Origin of the sequence: Gordonia sp. BP-119 (assembly GCF_016924115.1) — a bacterium.
GTDB lineage: Bacteria > Actinomycetota > Actinomycetes > Mycobacteriales > Mycobacteriaceae > Gordonia > Gordonia hongkongensis.
Genome location: NZ_JAFFZF010000040.1, coordinates 1 through 15,417 on the forward strand (window position 1 = coordinate 1; position 15,417 = coordinate 15,417).

General features: G+C 68.5%; 14 protein-coding genes. 5 read left to right on the top strand and 9 right to left on the bottom strand.

Going from position 1 to position 15,417, the window contains the following annotated elements; genetic code table 11:
- Nucleotides 1-200: 200 nt before the first annotated feature.
- Genes JW364_RS19440 through JW364_RS19455 form a run of 4 tightly spaced genes read right to left on the bottom strand, consistent with a single transcriptional unit; the run spans nt 201 to nt 5,447 of the window.
- Nucleotides 201-1,886, bottom strand: coding sequence for an ABC transporter ATP-binding protein (locus tag JW364_RS19440; RefSeq protein WP_083229390.1), 1,686 nt, complete (start codon nt 1,884-1,886; stop codon nt 201-203).
- Nucleotides 1,883-2,794, bottom strand: a complete 912-nt coding sequence (locus tag JW364_RS19445; RefSeq protein WP_068971167.1) for an ABC transporter permease — start codon at nt 2,792-2,794, stop codon at nt 1,883-1,885. The genes JW364_RS19440 and JW364_RS19445 overlap by 4 nt, the downstream gene beginning before the upstream one ends.
- Entirely contained in the window at nt 2,791-3,786 is a 996-nt protein-coding gene (locus JW364_RS19450) for an ABC transporter permease (RefSeq protein ID WP_068971166.1), read from the bottom strand. The genes JW364_RS19445 and JW364_RS19450 overlap by 4 nt, the downstream gene beginning before the upstream one ends.
- A complete protein-coding gene (locus tag JW364_RS19455) occupies nt 3,783-5,447 on the bottom strand; it encodes an ABC transporter substrate-binding protein (protein ID WP_205334136.1) in 1,665 nt (554 codons plus the stop codon). Before JW364_RS19455 ends, JW364_RS19450 begins: the two co-directional genes overlap by 4 nt.
- 234 nt (nt 5,448-5,681) lie before the next feature.
- On the opposite strand from JW364_RS19455, the gene JW364_RS19460 reads away from it, so the two are divergent.
- Both JW364_RS19460 and JW364_RS19465 read left to right on the top strand, forming a co-directional pair.
- Nucleotides 5,682-7,052, top strand: coding sequence for an LLM class flavin-dependent oxidoreductase (locus tag JW364_RS19460; RefSeq protein WP_205334137.1), 1,371 nt, complete (start codon nt 5,682-5,684; stop codon nt 7,050-7,052).
- Complete coding sequence (locus JW364_RS19465; protein WP_205334138.1) at nt 7,049-8,251, top strand: acyl-CoA dehydrogenase family protein; 1,203 nt, start codon at nt 7,049-7,051, stop codon at nt 8,249-8,251. Before JW364_RS19460 ends, JW364_RS19465 begins: the two co-directional genes overlap by 4 nt.
- A gap of 427 nt (nt 8,252-8,678) precedes the next feature.
- Here JW364_RS19465 and JW364_RS19470 read toward each other — a convergent pair whose 3' ends face one another.
- Nucleotides 8,679-8,924 (bottom strand): DUF4190 domain-containing protein, encoded by a 246-nt coding sequence (locus JW364_RS19470; protein ID WP_058253056.1) that lies wholly within the window; start codon nt 8,922-8,924, stop codon nt 8,679-8,681.
- 917 nt (nt 8,925-9,841) lie between these two features.
- The gene (locus JW364_RS19475) at nt 9,842-10,021 is read right to left on the bottom strand and encodes a hypothetical protein (protein WP_171011560.1); all 180 of its coding nucleotides are present in this window, start codon (nt 10,019-10,021) and stop codon (nt 9,842-9,844) included.
- 110 nt (nt 10,022-10,131) lie between these two features.
- Here JW364_RS19475 and JW364_RS19480 point away from each other — a divergent pair, with 110 nt between their 5' ends.
- Both JW364_RS19480 and JW364_RS19485 read left to right on the top strand, forming a co-directional pair.
- Entirely contained in the window at nt 10,132-10,653 is a 522-nt protein-coding gene (locus JW364_RS19480) for a peptidylprolyl isomerase (RefSeq protein ID WP_058253011.1), read from the top strand.
- Nucleotides 10,654-10,862: 209 nt separating this feature from the next.
- A complete protein-coding gene (locus JW364_RS19485) occupies nt 10,863-11,576 on the top strand; it encodes a rhomboid family intramembrane serine protease (protein ID WP_078114087.1) in 714 nt (237 codons plus the stop codon).
- Nucleotides 11,577-11,589: 13 nt separating this feature from the next.
- Here the strand turns inward: JW364_RS19485 and JW364_RS19490 are convergent, their stop codons facing one another.
- On the bottom strand, nt 11,590-12,093 hold the full coding sequence (locus JW364_RS19490; RefSeq protein WP_165629291.1) for a PH domain-containing protein: 504 nt from the start codon (nt 12,091-12,093) through the stop codon (nt 11,590-11,592).
- Nucleotides 12,094-12,208: 115 nt separating this feature from the next.
- Nucleotides 12,209-12,499 (bottom strand): cell division protein CrgA, encoded by a 291-nt coding sequence (gene crgA / locus JW364_RS19495; RefSeq protein WP_010843022.1) that lies wholly within the window; start codon nt 12,497-12,499, stop codon nt 12,209-12,211.
- Between the two features lie 149 nt (nt 12,500-12,648).
- Between crgA and JW364_RS19500 the strand changes: the two genes are divergently transcribed.
- The gene (locus tag JW364_RS19500; RefSeq protein ID WP_078114064.1) at nt 12,649-13,308 is read left to right on the top strand and encodes an aminodeoxychorismate/anthranilate synthase component II; all 660 of its coding nucleotides are present in this window, start codon (nt 12,649-12,651) and stop codon (nt 13,306-13,308) included.
- Nucleotides 13,309-13,390: 82 nt separating this feature from the next.
- Here the strand turns inward: JW364_RS19500 and pknB are convergent, their stop codons facing one another.
- Nucleotides 13,391-15,337 (bottom strand): Stk1 family PASTA domain-containing Ser/Thr kinase, encoded by a 1,947-nt coding sequence (gene pknB / locus JW364_RS19505; RefSeq protein WP_078114065.1) that lies wholly within the window; start codon nt 15,335-15,337, stop codon nt 13,391-13,393.
- Nucleotides 15,338-15,417 lie beyond the last annotated feature (80 nt).

The following is a 15,417-nucleotide window of genomic DNA, read 5'->3' on the forward strand; positions in this document are numbered from 1 at the left end:
TTCCGCCGAACACAAAACGAAGAAAGACATCCTCCGCTGCCTCAAGCGCTACATCGCCCGCGAAGTGTTCCGCGACCTCACCACTGACCTCGGAGCACTTGACAAGCTATAGGACCCTCTCGTCGCTGGCGCTCCTCGCACCTCAGGGATCAGGGGTTTGAGGTTCTTTCGGATTAGGGAGCATGGGCAGTTCTTCCGGCTCAGGGGGCGGCGTCAATCCGCGGCACCGCGGCGAGGAGTTCGCGGGTGTAGGGGTGCTGGGGGTCGTCGAAAACCGCATCGGCCGAACCATATTCGACGACCTCGCCGGCACGCATCACCGCGATGTCGTCGCTGACGTGGTGGATGACCCCCAGGTCGTGGGAGATGAACACCAGGGCGACACCGGTTTCCGCCTGCAGGCGGGCCAGCAGGTCGAGGATCCGCGCCTGGATGGACACGTCGAGGGCCGAAACCGGTTCGTCGCACACGATGACGGCGGGTCGCGGTGCGAGCGCACGGGCGATCGCGACGCGCTGGCGCTGTCCGCCCGACAGTCGTGAGGGGTGACGGTGCCGGTACTCAGCGGGCAGTCCGACCTGGTCGAGGAGTTCGGTGATCCGGTGGTCGAGGTCTGCGCTGCGAACGCCGGTCACCCGCAGGGCGTCCGCCAGGACGCGGTCGACGGTCCATCGTGGGTCGAACGAGCTGAGCGGGTCCTGGTAGATCACCGAGATCAGGTGGCGCGACTCGCGGCGCCGGGCTTCGGAGAGCCCGGACCACGCCCCGCCGTTCAGTTCGACCGTGCCGGAATCGGGTTCGGTGAGACCGAGGATGATCCGCGCGGTGGTCGTCTTGCCCGAGCCCGACTCGCCGACGATGCCGAGGGTACGACCGGGCGCGAGGTCGAAGCTGACCCCGGCCACGGCCGGTCGGGCGGTGATCGCCTTGCCGGTGAACGACTTGTGCAGGTCGCGGACACGCAGGGCGAGTGGCTGTTCGGGTCTCGGCGTCGCCGGAGTCGCGAGCTGTTCACCGCTGACGAGCAGCGTGCCCTTGGACGCGCGGGATGGGATCGCGTCGATGAGACCCCGGGTGTACTCGTGCTGGGGAGCGGTGAGCACCTCGCGTGTGTTGCCGTACTCGACGATCTCTCCGTCGCGCATGACGGCCACGCGGTCGGCGAGGCGTGACACGACGGCCAGATCATGCGAGATGAGGATGATGCCGTTGCCACGCGACTTCGCCTCGGCCAGCACGTCGAGGATCTGTGCCTGGACCGTGGCGTCGAGGGCCGTCGTCGGTTCGTCGGCGATCAGGAGTCTCGGATCCTGGGCGAGCGCGGATGCGATGAGTGCACGCTGGCGGAGACCGCCGGAGAGTTCGTGGGGACGCTGACGCGCCCGGACCCGCGGTTCGGGGACGCCCACGAGGTCGAGCAACTCGACGACACGTTCCTCGCGGAGCGCCCGCCCGAGCCGCTTCGGGGTCCGGCGGCCGACCCCACCGTGCGCGGTCAGCGATTCGGCGATCTCGCTGCCCACCGTGCGTAGTTGATCCAGGGACACCAGGGCGTCCTGGAGCACGAATCCGATCTCGCGGCCTCGGATGGCGCGCCAGTCGCGGTCGACCAGGCCGCGCAGGTCACGTCCGTCGAACGACAGGGCGGCGGCGTCGATCTCGGCTCCCGGCCCGGTGAGGCCGATCAGGGTGCGTGCGGTGACGGACTTGCCGGAACCTGATTCGCCGACGATTGCCAGGCACTGTCCGGCGTCGACCTTGAACGACACGCCCTTCACGACCTCGCGGCCGGCGAACGAGACACGCAGGTCTCGGACCTCGGCCAGCGTTGTGTCGGTGCGGTTTTCACGGGTGGCGGACACTGCCTCCCGGGTGACGACGGTCATCGACGATCTCCTTCCAGGCGAGTGCCGAGGTACCGGCCCACGGTCGTGAATGCCAGTGCCACCGCGACGATCACGAGACCGGGGAAGATCTCGAGCCACCAGGCAACGGTGATGTAGGTGCGTCCGGCGTCGAGCAGTGCGCCCCACTCGGGCGCGGGTGGTGGTACGCCGAGTCCGAGGTAGGCCAGTCCCGACGCCCAGATGATGGCCTGCCCCACGCCGAGTGTCACGGTGACGATCATCGGGCGGAGTGCATTGGGTGCGATGTGCTGCAGAAGGATTCGGCGACGAGGATGTCCCAGGGCGGTCGCGGCCTCGATGAAGGGCGCGTTGCGCACGGCAAGTACCTGACCGCGGACGATGCGGGCGTACCCGGGCGCGATACCGATGCCGATCGCCAGGATGAGTGTCCACTGCCCGGGGCCGAACACCGACGTGAGGAGCAGGCCCAGCAGCACGATGGGAAAGGCGAACATCACCTCGATCCACTTGTTGGCCAGTGCCTGGGCGACGCGGCCGGACAGCCCCGCGGCGATGCCGAGCAACACCGCCAGGACCGATGCGAGTGCGACCGCGCCGAGCCCGATGATCAGCGACTGTCTTGTGCCGGCGATGACGCGACTCAACAGGTCTCGGCCCGACAGGTCGGTGCCGAACGGGTGCGCCCAGCTGGGCGGTTGCAACGTCGCGTCCAGGTCGACGGCGAGCGGGTCGTAGGGTGCGAGCAGGTTGGGTGCCACCGCCGCCACGAGCAGTAGCGCGAGAGCCACGAGCGCGGCGATCACCGTCGCCGGCGGCCACGAGCGATGCGGGTGGTCGTCCTGTCCGCGAGACGTGCCGGTGGTGGACCTGCGTACCGCCGAGAGCGCGTTCGTCAGTGCGGGCCGGACCGGATTGGTGAGGGTCATGGGACCTCGATCCTGGGGTCGATGACGGTGTAGAGGAAGTCCACGACGAGGTTGGCGACCGTGTAGACGAGCGCGACGAAGAGCACGATGCCGCTCACCAGCGGGACGTCGCGCGAACTGGCCGCCGCGACGAGCGTCTGACCGATACCCGCACGCGCGAAGACGGTTTCGGCGATGACGGCACCGGACAACAGCGCGCCCATCGCCCAACCCGAGACCGTGATCGCGGGAAGGACGGAGTGTCGCAACACATGTCGGTATCGGACCGACAGGTCACCGAGTCCCCGACTCCGCGCGGTGAGCACGAAGGGTTGATCCAGTGCGCGGGCGAACTCGTCGCGGGCGATCTGGCCGAGGAACCCCGACAGCGGGATGGCCAGTGTGAGCACCGGAAGGACGAGTCCCCACAGGCCGGTTCCGCTCTCGACGGGAAACCAACCGAGGTTGATCGCGAACACCACCAGGAGAATGGATCCCACCCAGTATTGCGGCAGGCCGGCGCTGACGGTCTCGATCAAGGACCCGGCCGCGCCCCAGGGCCCGCGACGGCCCGCGGTGAGTGTCGTGAGGACGAGCACGAAGAGCCATGCGACGACAAGGGCGGTGAGGGTGAGAACGAGCGTGGGTCCGATCTGGTCGGCGATGATCTCGGTGACCGGCTGTTGCAGCTGGTACGAGATGCCGAGATCGCCGTGCAGAAGGCCACCGAGATAATCCAGGTACTGCGACCACACCGAGTCTTCGAAGCCGTACTCGGCATTGACCGGGGCGAGTTCGTCCGGGGTGCGTTCCCGGCTCTCACCCGATGAGAGGTTGAGGAGCAGGGTCGCGCGGTCACCGGGGGCGAGGACCTGGAGCAGGAAGGTGACCGAGGCCGCGGCCCACAGCACGAAGACAGCGGATCCGATCTTGCCCGCCCACCGGGTCAGGCCCCGCGGGGGTAGAACCTGGCGTCTGGCCGCGGTCACGGCCGGGTCGTCGACCAGGGTCATCGCACGAACCTCGCATCCGCGAACACCGGTTCGCCTTGTGATTTCTCGACCCACACTCCGTGCAGACGCGGTGACACCGCCAACGACGTTGTCTGCGTGTACAACCCGATAGACAGCGCGTTGTCACCGATGAGGCGCTGGGCGTCGCGGTAGAACGCCCGGGCCTGCACCGGATCCGAGGAGGAATTGCCCTTCTCGATGAGGGTCTGCAGGTGTGGGTCGTTGTAGTACGCGGTGTTGTGCGGGTTGGGACTGTCCGGGAGTCGCTGACGCCAGTTGATGTACAGCAGGCCAGGGGTCGGGCTGGTCCAATAGCCGACGTAGGCGTCGTAGGTCGGCGCCTTGGCGTACTGCCCGCCGAAGTAGGCACTCTGGGTGGCCGGGACGAGCTGGATGTCGAAGCCGACGTCACGCGCCTGTCGAGCCACCGCCTGCAGGATCGCGGCACCCTCGGGTCCGACGATCGCGTCCGCGGCGTACACGACCCGGGCGGTCAGACGTCGGCCGTCCTTCGTGCGGATGCCGTCGTCGTCTCTGCCGGTCCAGCCCGCTTCGTCGAGCAGGGCCGCGGCCGCCGCCGGATCGTGCGGGTAGTTCCCGGCCGCCGGGTCGTAATCCGGTGTGCTCTGGCTGAGGGCGCCGTTGGCGTTGTAGGGGACGACGCCGAGAAACGCCGTCTCGACGGCCTTGCGACGGTCGGCCGAGTAGGCGAACGCCTGGCGAACCCGGACGTCGTCGAATGGAGCATGGTCGACGTTGAGGGTGATGGCGTTCGGGCGCCCCGGTGTCACGTAGCGGCTGACCTGATAGCGGCTGGTCGCGTCCGCCCAGTTGATGGCCGGCACGTTGTAGATGACGTCGGAGGAGTCGCTGCGCAGTGATCCGTAGCGCAGCACCGGATCCTTGAGGAACTTCCAGACCAGTTTGTCCACATGGGCCGGACCCTGGTTCTTAGCGTTCGCCGGCGGCGAGGTGTAGTTGGGGTTACGCACGAAAGTGATGCTGCGGTTGCGATCCCAGCGCTCGATGATGAACGGGCCGGACCCGACCGGGCTGGTGCAGTTCGCCTTCGGACCACGCGCCAGCGCGGTCGGCGACTGGATTCCGAAGTAACCCTGCGTCAGCACGGTGAGGAGCGGGGTGTACGGCGACTTGAGGTTCATCCGGTAGGTCAGCGGTCCGACGACCTCGTCGGACTCGAAGTACTTGCCGATGTAGGACACCACCGTGCCGTTGGGCTTGTCCGGATTCAGATACGACGCGAAGGTCGCCTTGACGGCCTGGGCGTCGAGCGCTGTGCCGTCGCTGAACTCGACACCGGGCTTCAGATGGAAGGTGTACGAGCGTCCGTCGGGGGAGATGTCCCAGCGGGTGGCGAGCCACGGCACCACTCGTCCCGAGTCGTCCAGCGACACCAGGTTGTCGAGGTATTGCCTTGCCAGATAAGCGTTCTGGACCCACCCACCGTGCACGCAGGGCGGTTCCTGCTCGTGGCCGTAGGAGATGGTTCCGCCCGAGACGTACTGGCCCGGTGTGGCGGGGACCCCTGTCGACTCGCCGTCACCGGTGCGTGGCTGGGCACATCCGGCGAGCAAGGCCGCGCAGGTCAGAGCGATGCCGACCGCGGGCAGCAGGCGGGATCGACGCGGTGGTCGCAGCACAGGACTTCGTCGCAACACAGAACATCTCCTCGGGCAGCACAGATGGCGGCGAACGCCGCTCGAGGTCGTGGGACACGACAGCGCGAGCCCGGCGTCGGGACGGGAATCACCACAACCTAGGGGCATCGGACGGTGTCGGGCACCCCTTGAGGCCACCGTGATCCGAAGTCGCCGCACACGCGTCGTCGTCCGTAACGTCGCGCTGAGTCCGACGCCTCGTGATCAGGAGCATCCATGTCCGCGCCCCCCTTGAACTTCGCCGCCTTCGTCATGAACACGACGTCGCACATCCTGCACGGAGCATGGCGGGCACCGGAGGCGCAGCAACACCGCTTCAACGACCTCGACCACTGGATCGGCCTCGCGAAACTGTTGGAGGAGGCCCGGTTCGACTTCATCTTCTTCGCCGACGTGGTCGGACTGTACGACGACTACCAGGGGGACTGGAAGAAGTTCGTCGACTCCGGCCTGCAGATCCCGAGCAACGACCCACTCGTGCTGGCTTCCGCGATCGCCTCGCACACAGAGCATCTGGGCATCGCCATCACGAGTTCGATCCTGCAGGAGCATCCGTTCGACTTCGCTCGCAAGGTCTCCACCCTCGATCACCTGAGCAAGGGCCGGATCGCGTGGAACATCGTCACGAGCTTGTCCGACAACGCCTGGCGCAACTTCGGATACGACGGGATCACCAAACACGACGACCGCTACGCGTGGGCCGACGAGTACGTCGACGTCGCCTACAAATTGTGGGAGGGATCCTGGGACGAGGGTGCGCTCATCCAGGACAAGACCGGCGGCCTGCACGGGGACTACGACCGCGTCCACAAGATCAACCACGTCGGCGAGCACTACCGTGTCGAGGGACCGCATCTGGTGTCACCGTCCCCGCAGCGGACCCCGGTACTGTTCCAGGCCGGCTCCTCGCCGGCCGGACGGAGCTTCGCGGCCCGGAATGCGGAGGCCCAGTTCATCCTCTCGCCGTCTCCCGACGCGGCGCGCACGCTGATCGCCGACACTCGGCGCCTCGCGACCGAGGCCGGCCGGGAACCGACGGATCTCCAGTTCTTCCAGGGACTCTCGTTCGTGATCGGCAGCACCGAGGAGGAAGTTGCGCGCAAGTCGCGCGAACTCGACGAGCTCATCGACCCGAGCACGATCATCGCCCACTCGGCGGGCGGCATCGGCGTGGATCTCGGACACTACGACCTCGACACCCCGATCGGGCAGATCCACACCGAGGGCTCCCAGAGCTTCCTGCTGTGGCTCCGGGAAGCCGTGCCCGACCGCGAGCCGACCGTGCGCGATCTCGCCCAGTTGCGGAGCCGCACCGGCCGGGTCGTCGGCACACCGGACCAGATCGCCGACCGGCTCGAGCAGTGGCGCGACGCCGGCGTGGGTGGCATCAACGTCATCAACGCGACCATCCCCGGCAGCTACGTCGAGTTCGCCGAACACGTGCTGCCCGTCCTGCGCGAGCGGGGCCTGGCGAAGCGGGAGTACGCCGAGGGGACCTCACGGGCCAAACTGTCCGGCCGCGACCGACTTCCGGAGTCACACCCCGCGGCACGCTATCGCGGCGCGTTCGCGGGGGTCCCCGCATGACCGCCCCCGCGCGGGTCGTGACCGACCGGAACGAGATCCTCGCCGAGATCGCGGCCGGCTCGGCCGAGCGCGAGCGCCAAGGGCGGGACCCACGGGAGGCCGTGGCCTTGCTCAGGCGGTCGAGGCTGACCGCGCTGTCCCTCGACACGCAGTCGGGGGGTGCCGGGGCCGGAAGCGTCGAACTCTTCGAATTCATCATCGACCTCGCCCGCGCCGACCCGATCGCGGCGCACATCCTGCGCGCCCACTACTGGTTCGTCGAGCAGATCGAACGCCTTCCCATCGGACCGGTGCGCAGCCGCTGGAGCGAGCGGATCGCCGCGGGGGCCATCGTCGGTAACGCGTCCAGTGAACGCGGTGTCGCCGCCGGGTCACGCCAGTACGCGACACAGCTCGTCCCCGATGGTGACGGCTGGCGCCTGCGCGGCGAGAAGTTCTACAGCACCGGAACGGCTTTCGCGGACTACGTCACGGTGCTCGCGATCGTCCCCGACGCGTTGCGTTCACGGCTGGTGAAAGTGGTCGTCCCGGTAGACCGCGACGGGGTGAGCGTCGTCGACGACTGGGACGGCATCGGGCAACACCGCACCGGCACCGGCTCGACGCTGTTCGACGACGTCCGGGTCACCTCCGACGACGTCCTCGAGTTCGTCGAACTCGACGACTCCACACCGCCCGCCGCCAACGACGGCCCGTTCCTGCAGCTGTTCCTGCAGGCGCTGATCGCCGGCATCCTCCTGTCCGCCGCGGATGACGCACTGGCGCTGCTGCATTCGCGTGCGCGGACCTTCGAGCATGCGCCGTCGCCCGAGCCACGGCAGGATCCGATCCTGCTGGAACGGATCGGTGAGATCGACGCGGCCGCACACGTCGCGCGTGACGCGGTCCTGAGTGCCGCGCGACATGTCGAGACCGCGAACGCGTTGGCACGACGCGGGGTCATCGACGTCGAGCAGTTCGCGCAGGCGTCGCTCGCCGCCGCGCGCGTCAAGGTGCACGTCGATCGCATCGCCCTCCCAGCGGCGGCGGCCGTCTTCGACGGGGGCGGCGCGTCGTCGGCGAGCCGCAGCCGCAACCTGGACCGGCACTGGCGCAACATCCGGACCATCACCCTGCACAACCCGACGTCGTACAAGGCCGTCGCCATCGGGGACCTCCGCGTGAACGACACCCCGTTGCCGGGCAACGGGTACTTCTGACCGGGCGTGTCAGTCCCGTTGGTGACGCATCTCGCCAGGACCTTTCGTGACGGCCTCCGCAAGCTCCGGCCTCCTCAGGGAGCAGAGGGGGACGCTCGCGAACTCGCTCTCCAGACCTGCGGCCCGATGGTCGTCGTGGACTACGAAAGAACACTCTTGAGCGTCCACATCTCTGCTCCCTGAGGTGCGAGCGAAGCGAGCCACGAAGGGCTCCGCAACCTGTCTCACCAGGCCCTTCGTGGCTCGTCGACCTCGACGCGCTCCTTCGTCGCTTGCTCGGCCCGGCGGCTAACGCTCCTCGCACCTCAGGGAGCAATGATTATGTCGTTCTTTGGGATTAGAAAGCAGAGGGGGACGCTCACTAGCTCCGGCCTCCTCATGGAGCAGAGGGGGACGCGGAGGGCGGCTTGCCGCTTGTGAGTCCGGCTCAGGCGATGAACAGAATCCACCCGTAGACGAGCAGCCCGAAGACGAAGACCCCGGCGTAGGCCCAGCCGACCCAGATGGCGGCGGTGGCGAAGGGGAGACCCGCCTCGCGACGCTGCCGGATCTGGGTGCGCGCACGGTATCCGAGGACCAGTCCCACGATGAAGGTGATTCCGAGGATCGACAACGCCAAGGCCCACAACGCCATCCGATTGACGCGCGGACCGGCACCGGACTGGGGAGCCACGCTGTCCTCCGAACTTCTGGCGGGTTCAACTGCTGAATAGGCCTGGGTCGCCGGGGAGGCAGGGCCCGAGGTCTCGGTGTCCGGGCGGTCGGCGGCAGGTGCGCCGGCCGTGCCGGGACCGTCCACGACGCGGGTATCGGGAGAAGGATCGCCGGACAGACCGACAGCCAGTCCGCCCGCACCCACCACCTGTGTCGCGTGATCGTCCCGGTCGGAATCCCGACCGGAGGAGTCCGGTCGTCCGCCCGGGGCTGCACCCGGCCGGGGTCCGGCGAAGGGTGGACGGGAGCCATCTGTGGGCCTATTGCCTTGCGGCGGAGTGCCTTTGGCGAACGGCGCTCCTCCCGGGCCCGGACGTTGACCGGGCGGGGGTCGGCGTCCGGGCGGACCGGATGGCATCGGCGGTCGCGGACCCGGGCCGGACGGATTGCCGCCTGGGCGCTGCACGGTGGGGTTGGCGCCCGCCACCGGCCCGGCCGGCACGGGCCCGGGGCCGTTCGGCCGCGGACCCGGCGCACCGGACGGGTGCGGTCCCCCGGAGGGACCAGACGTCCCGAACGAGTCACCGCGCGGCGGGGCCGGTCGCCGGCCCGGCGGGGGCCCGGGTCTGGTGGGCGGTCGACCCCCCGGCGGCGGCGTGAAGTCACCGCGGGGCGCCGGCCGGCCGTCGGAACGGTCGGGAGCGTCGGCTCCCTGCGACGAGGTCGGCAAGCCCGCAGGTCGTGCGGGGGACCGTTCCCACGGCGCCGGGTTGCTCGTCGGTGCGGAGCTCTCGGGCGCCGACCAGGACTCGCGGGTCCGGTCGTCTGCGCCGCCGGACCCCGGCGGCGGGTTCGGGGAGCGCTCGTCGTCTGAGGTCACGAGACCAAATTACCCGTGCGTGGCGAGCGGCCCGGTGTCGCGTCGGCCGCGGCGGGTCACGAAGCCTGCGTCTCGGTGCTCTCGGCGAGCGCCTCGCGGACCTCCTCGATCCGCGGGACGGTCGGGGACACCGGGGCCACCACGCGTCGGGCGCGACGCAGCGAGCCGACGACGACGGCGGCGGTGACGGACGCGGCGACCACACCCAGCGCGGTCAAGAGGTAGTTCTTGGACATGGGCTCAAGAGTGCCAGCCGGTGTGCGCCGCTGCCACCCCGCCCGGTGCATCTGCGCACCTCGGGGCCGTGTCCCGACCAGCGGATCCGGGTGAGTGGTTGGATGGAGGGATGACTACACCGAAAAGCTCCGCAGTCATCCACACCAATCGCGGCGACATCAAGGTCGACCTGTTCCCGAACCACGCACCCAAGACGGTGGAGAACTTCGTCGGGCTGGCCGACGGCAGCAAGGAGTACAGCAAGCCCAACGCGTCCGGCGGCAACTCCGGCCCGTTCTTCGACGGCTCGGTCTTCCACCGCGTCATTTCCGGCTTCATGATCCAGGGCGGCGACCCGACCGGAACCGGCATGGGCGGCCCCGGCTACCAGTTCGGCGACGAGTTCCACCCGGAGCTGCAGTTCGACCGTCCGTACCTGCTCGCGATGGCCAACGCCGGCCCGGGTACCAACGGCTCGCAGTTCTTCATCACCGTCGGCCCGACCCCGCACCTCAACCGTCGCCACACCATCTTCGGTGAGGTCACCGATCCGGCTTCGCAGCAGGTCGTCGACGCGATCGCCACGACGTCGACCGACCGCAGCGACCGTCCGCTCGACGAGGTCGTCATCGAGAAGATCGAGGTCAACTGACCTCTCCGGAACACACCGCCCCGCAGCGGGCGGTGTGTTACCGGCATCCCGACCGTCCCACCGGCCTGTCCTGCAGCCGGTGCGGACGGCCGGCGTGTCCCGAGTGCCTGCGTCCGGCATCGGTCGGCCAGCACTGTCTCGAATGCCTCCGCAACGACGGAGTGCAACGGTCTCCCTCGCTCGGCGGCCCACGCCGCGGTGTCCCCGTGATGGCGCGCACCCGCACGGCCCCGACGCAGCCCTACGCCACGTACGCGCTCATGGCGGTCAACCTGCTGATCTTCGCGCTGTGCGTTCTCCAGGCCGGAGTGGGCGATCCAGGCGGTGCGGCGATCTTCGCCGCCGGCGACCTCCTCAAGAGCGATGTCGCAGCCGGTGAGTACTGGCGTCTCCTCACCGCGGGCTTCCTGCATTTCAGCGTCATGCACGTGGCCGTCAACATGCTGTCGCTCTACATCCTCGGCCGCGATCTCGAACTCGCCCTCGGCATCGGCCGATACCTGGCCGTCTACCTGATCGCACTGCTCGGCGGCAGCGCTGCCGTCATGCTCTTCGAGGACGACCGCGCCCTGACCGCCGGAGCCTCCGGAGCCATCTACGGACTCATGGGCGCGATGCTCGTGATCATCCTCAAGGCCCGCGTGTCCCCGGTCCCGGTTCTGCTCATCATCGGCTTCAACGTGGTGCTGTCGTTCTCCCTGCCCGGCATCTCGGTCCTCGGACATCTCGGCGGGCTCGCCTTCGGAGCGGCCGCCACCGCGGCCGTCGTGTACCTCCCCGACGCTGTGCTGCCCGCGGGTCGTCGGACTCCCCAGGCCGCGAGTCGTGTCGGCTGGATCGCGCTCGCCGCACTGTTCGTCGTGGCGCTGGGGCTCGGCATCGGCGCGGGCGTCGCGTACGACGGGCTCGTCTACATCCGCTGAGCTGCGGCGCGACCTATCCCTCGTCGACGACGAAGCCGGCGTCGCGCAGCGCGTCGACCACGGTCGGCAGGTCGGTCCCGAGGTCCCAGCGGCTGAAGACCACGAGTCGGGTGTCGTCGCGAGGGCCGACGCCGCGGTCGTGCGCGGTCGTGCCGGCTGCGTCGTCGTCGAGAACGTCGATCTCCAACTGTCCGACCCGCCGGCCGACCCGACGGATCGACAGCGTCCGAATCCGTTCGATGCGTTCCGGGGGGTACGTCCGTTGGCCTCGCAAGGTCCCGAGGACCAGAGCGGGGTTCGGCCCCGATGTGATGGCCAGTCGGGGACGCACCAGCAGGGTGTAGGCGCCGAGCACGAGAAGAAGAATCCCGGCGACGCCCATCAGGACCATGCCGGCCGGATCGGCAGCGGCGACGACCGCCGCCACCACCAACGCCACGCCGCCGAGGCAGCCGACCAGACCGGCGCCGACGGGGGTCGCCCACGCGTGTGTGTAAGAGACCTCGGAGTTATCCACAGGAGTTACTCACAGTGGGGATGACTTACACACATGTGATTTCCACAGTGTGGATAACTTACACGCGTGTGTTTCAGCAGCTCAGCGCATTCGACACGCGAACGACCGTCGGCGTCTACCGCCAACGCATCGTCATCAACAGGCCCGCCACCATCAGCGAGAAACCGATCAGGAAGTTCCACGAGTTGAGCTCGGCCATCCAATGCAGGACCTGGCCCTCGCCGCCGTACGCGGTGGGCGTGGCGGCCAGGTAGTAGACGACGAGCCAGGCGAGACCCAGCACCATCAGGCCGAGCATGACGCCTACATAGATGGTGCTCGAAGGGCCGGCCTTGACCTTGACCGGCGTCCGGCTGGCCGGGTTGATGGTGTAATCGGTCTTCTTCCGGACTTTTGACTTCGGCATGACTTCCTCTGTTGTGCGGCACCGCCGGGGCGGTCGTACGCGGGCGGGAGAAGGTGAGCTCGTCCCCGCCACTGGCAAACACTCGAGATCTACGGTATCTCACCAGGTCGCCGACGCCGACCACCCGCTTCGGCGGTAGCCTTTCTCGCGTGAGTCGCATTCTGGTGGTCGACAACTACGACAGCTTCGTCTACAACCTGGTCCAGTACTTGGGCCAGCTGGGCGTCGAGGCCGTCGTGTGGCGCAACGACGACCCGCAACTCTCCCCGGCTGATCCCGACCATCTGCGCGAGGCCGTTGCCGGATTCGACGGCGTCCTGCTCAGCCCCGGTCCCGGCACGCCGCAGCGGGCCGGCGCGACGATGCCGATGGTCCGTGTCGCCGCCGAACGGGAACTGCCGCTGCTGGGTGTGTGCCTGGGACACCAGGCGATCGGTGCGGCGTTCGGCGGCACCGTCGACCGCGCACCGGAACTCCTGCACGGCAAGACCTCACTGGTCTTCCACGACGACGCGGGCGTGCTCGAAGGACTGCCGGATCCGTTCACCGCCACGCGCTATCACTCGCTGACGGTGCTCCCCGAGACGATCCCTGATGAACTCGTCGTCACCGGACGCACCGAGTCGGGCATCGTGATGGCGATGGCCCACCGTGAACTACCCATCCACGGCGTGCAGTTCCACCCGGAGAGCGTCCTGACCCAGGGCGGTCACCGGATGCTCGCCAACTGGCTCAAGACATGTGGGATCGAGATCGACGAGACCCGCGTGGCCGCCCTCGAAGCCGAGATGGCGACCGCGGTCGGCTGACTTCGGCGGCGAGGTCACCGAAGTGGTCTCGACTCGGCTCCTCGCTCCGCTCGCTCGGTGCCGGCTCAACCAGCAGAGACGATCAGTTGGGCAGCAGGCTCGCCTGGCCGACGATGATCGTGATCGAACCGCTCTTGCGGGCCTGGGACCCGGGATTCGGCTCCTGGCCGACGACGCGACCGTCGTCGGGGCTGCCGAGCGGCACGTTGCGGGTCTGCCGCGTCAGCGTCGACCGCTCCCAGCCGGCCCGCTCGAGATCGGCCTGGGCCTCGGCAGGCGTCTTGCCCCGGAGGTTCGGGACGGTGAAGAGGTTGCCCCGCGACACGCTGATCTGCACGGTGCTGCCCTGCTCTGTGGTCGACCCGGGACCCGGTGAGGTGCTGATGACCTCTCCGGCCGGACGCTCGGAGTCGGCCGCGACCACGACGACCATCATGCCGAGCTCTTCCAGCACGGCTCGTGCCTGACTCTCGGACATGCCGACGACATCGCGGACCGTCACCTCGCGCGGGCCGTTGCCCACGTTGACGACGACCGCACCGTTGACCGGGACCTCGGCGCCGACGGCCGGTGCCGTCGAGACCACCTTGTCCTTCATCTCGGTCGTCGAGTCCACGCGGTCGGTTCGCACGTTGGTGAACCCGAGCACCTTGAGCTGATCCAACGCCTCGGCCGGCGTCTTGCCCACGAGATCCGACGGCAATCGAACACGCTGAGGACCCGTCGAGACATAGAGCGCGACCTCGGAGCCCTCGGCCGCCATCACGCCCTCACCCGGGGTCGACCGCGTGGCGAGACCGACACCGACGTCGAGGCTCGGTTCCTCCAGCACGCGGACCTCGAAGCCGGCCCGTTCCAGCGAGGCCTGCGCGTCGTCGGAGCTGAGTCCGGAGACCGCCGGCACCGACACCTGCGCCGCCGAGCCCGAACCCCACGGCGACCACAGGAAGAGACCTCCGACGAGCACCACGACGGCGAGCAGCGCGCCGGCCATGAGGAGCCGTGAGCGGCGTCGGGGTGTCTCCTCGGTGTCCTCGTCACGCCGGTGGTTTCCGCCGTTGCCGTTCGAGGTGCGGCCCGCGATCGGCCGACGCGGACCGGTCGTCTCCGTCCGGGTGGGCCGGCGCGGTCCGGTGTCGATGAACTCGGTGCGTTCCTCGTCCGACAACAGCATCGGAGCCGACGGCTTGCCGCCCGCCAGGACCCGGATCAGGTCTGCCCGCAGGTCGGCGGCCGACTGATACCGGTTGTCCTTGTTCTTGCTCATCGCCTTGAGGACGACGGAATCGAGTTCGCGCGGGATCTCCGGCCGGACGTGCGACGGCCACGGCGGATCCTCGTGCACGTGCTGGTGCGCCACCGCCACCGGCGAGTCACCGGTGAACGGAGGCTCACCGGTGAGGAGCTCGAAGAGCACGCAACCCATGGAGTAGATGTCGCTGCGCGGGTCGACCTTGATGCCGCGGGCCTGTTCGGGCGACAGGTACTGCGCGGTGCCCATCACCGCGGACGTCTGGGTCATCGTCGACGTCGCGTCACTCATCGCCCGCGCGATGCCGAAGTCCATGACCTTGACGGCACCCGACTTGTCGATCATCACGTTCGCCGGCTTCATGTCGCGGTGGACGATCCCGTTGCGGTGCGAGAAGTCCATGGCGGCCGCGACGTCGGCCATCCACGTCATCGCCTGCCGCGGCGAGATGGGGCCGTTGGCGCGCAACACATCTCGCAGGGTGTCGCCGTCGACGTACTCCATCACGATGAACGGCAGCGGGCCGTCCTCGGTCTCGGCCTCGCCGGTGTCGAAGACCTGCACGATCGTGGGGTGGTTCAGCTTCGCTGCGTTCTGGGCCTCGCGGCGGAACCGGAGATAGAACGACGGGTCACGGGCGAGGTCGGCACGCAGCACCTTCACCGCGACGTCGCGGTGCAGCAACAGGTCGCGCGCGTAGTGCACCTCGGACATGCCACCGAAACCCAGCGTTTCGCCGAGTTCGTAGCGGTCGGAGAGGTGGTGTGGTGTCGACATCGGCCTCGGTGGTTCGCCCCTCAGGATCTGTGGTCAGAACGGGTCAATCGGAAACTATCGGCTCAAACGCACGGCTCGTA